The 3341-nt window shown below is 67.7% G+C and carries 5 protein-coding genes; 3 read left to right on the top strand and 2 right to left on the bottom strand.

Features of this window, described 5'->3' with window-relative positions; all coding sequences use genetic code 11:
- The first annotated feature begins 354 nt into the window (after positions 1-354).
- A complete protein-coding gene (locus tag EFK10_RS01480) occupies positions 355-699 on the top strand; it encodes a DUF721 domain-containing protein (RefSeq protein ID WP_127353975.1) in 345 nt (114 codons plus the stop codon).
- 144 nt (positions 700-843) lie between these two features.
- Here EFK10_RS01480 and EFK10_RS01475 read toward each other — a convergent pair whose 3' ends face one another.
- Both EFK10_RS01475 and EFK10_RS01470 read right to left on the bottom strand, forming a co-directional pair.
- Positions 844-1281, bottom strand: a complete 438-nt coding sequence (locus EFK10_RS01475) for a hypothetical protein (RefSeq protein ID WP_127353974.1) — start codon at positions 1279-1281, stop codon at positions 844-846.
- A 101-nt stretch (positions 1282-1382) separates the two neighbouring features.
- A complete protein-coding gene (locus EFK10_RS01470; RefSeq protein WP_127353973.1) occupies positions 1383-2114 on the bottom strand; it encodes a MerR family transcriptional regulator in 732 nt (243 codons plus the stop codon).
- Positions 2115-2168: 54 nt separating this feature from the next.
- On the opposite strand from EFK10_RS01470, the gene EFK10_RS01465 reads away from it, so the two are divergent.
- Both EFK10_RS01465 and EFK10_RS53735 read left to right on the top strand, forming a co-directional pair.
- Entirely contained in the window at positions 2169-2456 is a 288-nt protein-coding gene (locus EFK10_RS01465) for a hypothetical protein (protein ID WP_127353972.1), read from the top strand.
- A 107-nt stretch (positions 2457-2563) separates the two neighbouring features.
- Positions 2564-2911 (top strand): hypothetical protein, encoded by a 348-nt coding sequence (locus EFK10_RS53735; protein ID WP_240676912.1) that lies wholly within the window; start codon positions 2564-2566, stop codon positions 2909-2911.
- Positions 2912-3341 lie beyond the last annotated feature (430 nt).

Genomic DNA, 3341 nt, shown 5'->3' with positions numbered 1-3341 from the left:
TCGTGCGTTCCTGGCCCGGCCGGGGAGCCGCGGCGGTGATGTCGCGCTTTTGCGGTCACGGTACGACAGGAGATTCATCGCCCGGCCTCCTTCGGGAAAGCGCGACGGTACCCGTCGCGCTGAGGGCCGCATGAGCATGAGGTGGGCTTTACGACGCGCGAGAGGCGCACCAGCCCGCATTTGTTCGCTGGTCCACAGTCGAAGTACCAGGATCTCGCGCCTCGGAGCCGGACGAAAGTCCAGCCGAAGTGAGTCAGGACTTGCCTTCGAGCGCGCTTCACCCAAGTCGCAGCGCCGTTCGCCGTGGGACGGGTGTGGCCCGAGGGCGCCCTCGGGCCGGGAAACCGTGATCGCGTGACCACGAAAGCGGAGCCGAGCGGCGCCGACCTGGCCCGCCAGGCGCTGTTCGCGGCCCGCGAGGCAGCGAAGAAGAACGGCGGCGGCCAGAAGGAGAAGCCCCGGCGCCGTACCCATGTGGTCCGGCGCGACGGCCGTGACCCGCTCGGTCTCGGCAAGGCGATCACGGCGATGATGACCGAACGCGCCTGGGCCGCACCGGCCGCCGGCCGCGACGTCCTCGCCCAGTTCGACACCATCGTCGCCGCGGCCGTGCCCGAGCTCACCGGCCATGTCCAGGCGGTGAAGTTCGGCCCCGGACACCGGGCAACTGGACATCGTCCCCGATTTCTGATCGGGTAGGCGGGCCGGTTCTCCCGGCCCACCCCCCACACCACCGGACATGCGGGCCCGCATCCGGCGGCGGGGGCCGCATCGGTGCGGCCACCGCATTCAGGGGCGACCGATGCGGCCTGGAGCAACGTTCACGTTCCGTGGGTTCGGCATCTAGCGGGCGCGATACCGTGGAGCCCCTCCCCGCCTTGTTTTGGTGATTTGGCAGGAGCGCTGCGCGTGCCCGAGGACCCCATCGCTCACAGCGAGCTCGCCGCTCTTACTCGGCGTTTCGAAGAGGTCACGGAGAAGAGCGACCGCGAATTCGGGATCATCAAGTCCGACCTCACGGCGGTGCGTCTGCAGGTCGGCAATCTTGATCAGAAGGTGGACCGGCTTGACGGCCGCCTCGCAGCGCTTGGCCAGCAGATCAGCCGTAACCAGGCGCAGATCGTCGAGCTTCTCACGCAGCTGGTCGGTAAGAGCCCGGACGCGGCTGACCACTGTGCCGCAGCCGCTGCGACCAAGCGAAACAGGAAGGGCCCGAACCCCGGTCACCGGGAAGTCCGGGCTCTTTTTCGCATCCGTCTGACCCGCACACAACCACACCACACGCAGGCAGCGTCCGATGGCGAGAGACGTTACCGGGCTGTGTTCAGGCGATCGCGTCGGGCGGTGACCAGGGCGTGCCACCGTTCGCGAGGGGGGTCTCGTCACGCGTCCAGTTGTGCGCGAATCAAGGTGTCGAGTCGCTGCCATGCCGGGGACGAGGCATTGACCGTGCCTTGGACAAGGGCCGGAATCTCGGAGTCCGCATCCGGTCCGGGCAGGTCGTCGGGGCCGTAGCGTTGCCGGGTCGCCTCGGCGATCCTGTGGGCGAGGTCGTCGATGCGGGGATCGTCGGCGTCGAGGTCGCGCGCGTGGTCGTAGTCGAGGAAGAGCTGCCGCAGCGCCTGGTCGGCCAGGGCCTCGGCCTGGTCGTGGAACAGTGTGATTGCGAGGTCCGGGTGGGTGGCGAACACGAGGATCCACAGGTCGCCTTGCAGGTCCACCCATCGAGGGGTGAATCCCAAGCGGGTCAGGTGCTCCAGATGGGCGCTGACCTCGGTGGGTAGCGGTGACAGACGCCCGTCGGCGAGCCGGCGCAGGCGCCGCTGGGTTGCCCGCAGGCCACGGATGCGGGCGGTGAGCTCGTCGTCGATCTCGCGCAGCGCCTGCTGGAACTCGTCATCGGTCGCTGATCTCAGGTCCCGGATGCGGGCCAGGGGGACGCCGGCTTCGGCGAGGGTCCGGATCTTGATCAGGTCGATGGCCGCGCGTGCGCCGTACCGCCGGTAGCCGGACGCGTCGCGGTCGGGCTCGGGGAGCAGCCCCTTGTCGTGATAGACACGGATGGTCTTGGTCGACACTCCGACATACCCGGCCAGCTGCCCGATGGTGATCACCCGGCCATCGTCCCATTTGACCTTTCCCCTGGGGCAGGGTTGCAGCATGGCGTCATGGCGAACAGGAATTTCGATCGGGTGACCCTTCGCGAGCTGGCCGATGAGGGCAACGAGACCGCCTTGGACCGGCTGGCCGACCTTGCCGACGCAGACAGCGACCTCGAGGAGCTGAGCGAGCTATTGGACGAGGGATCCATGCGCGCCGGATTCCTTCTCACGCGACGCGCCGTCGCGGCCGGCGACCTGCGCGAGCTGCAACGGATCTCGGACGCCGGGTACCACGAGGCAGGGGACGAGCTGGAGCGGCTGCTGAAGGCACCGGCCGACGGGCATCGGGATTGAGGATCAGGCGGCGGCCGGTGCAGCAGCGATCCAGGCCGCCTCCATCGGAATCGGCTTCGCGTCTGGCGCGCTCGGGCCAGAGTGTTCGGCATGGCCGAACGGGTGAGGTGCGGGAGATCGACGACGACGAGGGTCGTCGTCTGCTGCGGACGGTGCAACGCGGCAGCGTGTCGGTGGTGACCTGGCGGCGGGTGCAGACGGTACTGCTGTCGGCGCAGAAGATGCCTGTGGCGAAGATTGCCGAAGTGACGGTCACCAGCGATGACCGGGCCCGGGGCGGCGGCCACGCGCCGGCCCCGGGCGGGGAGTGGCTGCCCAACCTCAGCCGCCGCAGCGTGTACGCGCTGCGCAGCCTGGAGTTGGCCAAGGTCCGCAACGGCGTCTACCGGATCAACTCCATGCTGGCCGGCTACAACCCGCGGGCGCGGGGACGACGCGCAAGACTCCAGCGATGAGTCATCGTCGGCTTCAACGGCCTGCGGCTGCTGCGGGCGTCCGGCGTCAGCCAGCTGAACGCAGAGGCCACCGCGGACGCCTTCACGACCGCCAAACGCATCTCGATCCAGCACGCCCACAGCCCCTCCCGTCCGGCTCCCGTCCTGGCGGAGATGTGTGACACCGGCCCCACCCGGTAAGACGGGTGGGGGCCGGTGCCATTATCCGCATTTTGTCACGAGGGAATCCCGGAATTGCAACTAACGAATGGTTACGCCGTTCAGTGGGACATGAGATGGCTCTTAACCTGCGGTTTTATCACCTAAGGAAGTCTCAGATTCAATTCATCACCATCTAAGGAGAATCGACTTCCGGGGCTGGATTTCTCGCGTAATGTTTTCCATGTCGAAGCCGGAAGGCAACGGCAGGAAAGATTACCGCAGCCCAATC

The organism is Streptomyces soli, from assembly GCF_003999195.1.
Taxonomy (GTDB): domain Bacteria; phylum Actinomycetota; class Actinomycetes; order Streptomycetales; family Streptomycetaceae; genus Actinacidiphila; species Actinacidiphila soli.
This window is presented reverse-complemented; position numbering and strand designations above follow the sequence as displayed.

Excerpts from the sequence above, each read along its gene's own strand:
- EFK10_RS01465 (WP_127353972.1), top strand. The coding sequence starts at position 2,169 with ATGGCGAACAGGAATTTCGATCGGGTGACCCTTCGCGAGCTGGCCGAT.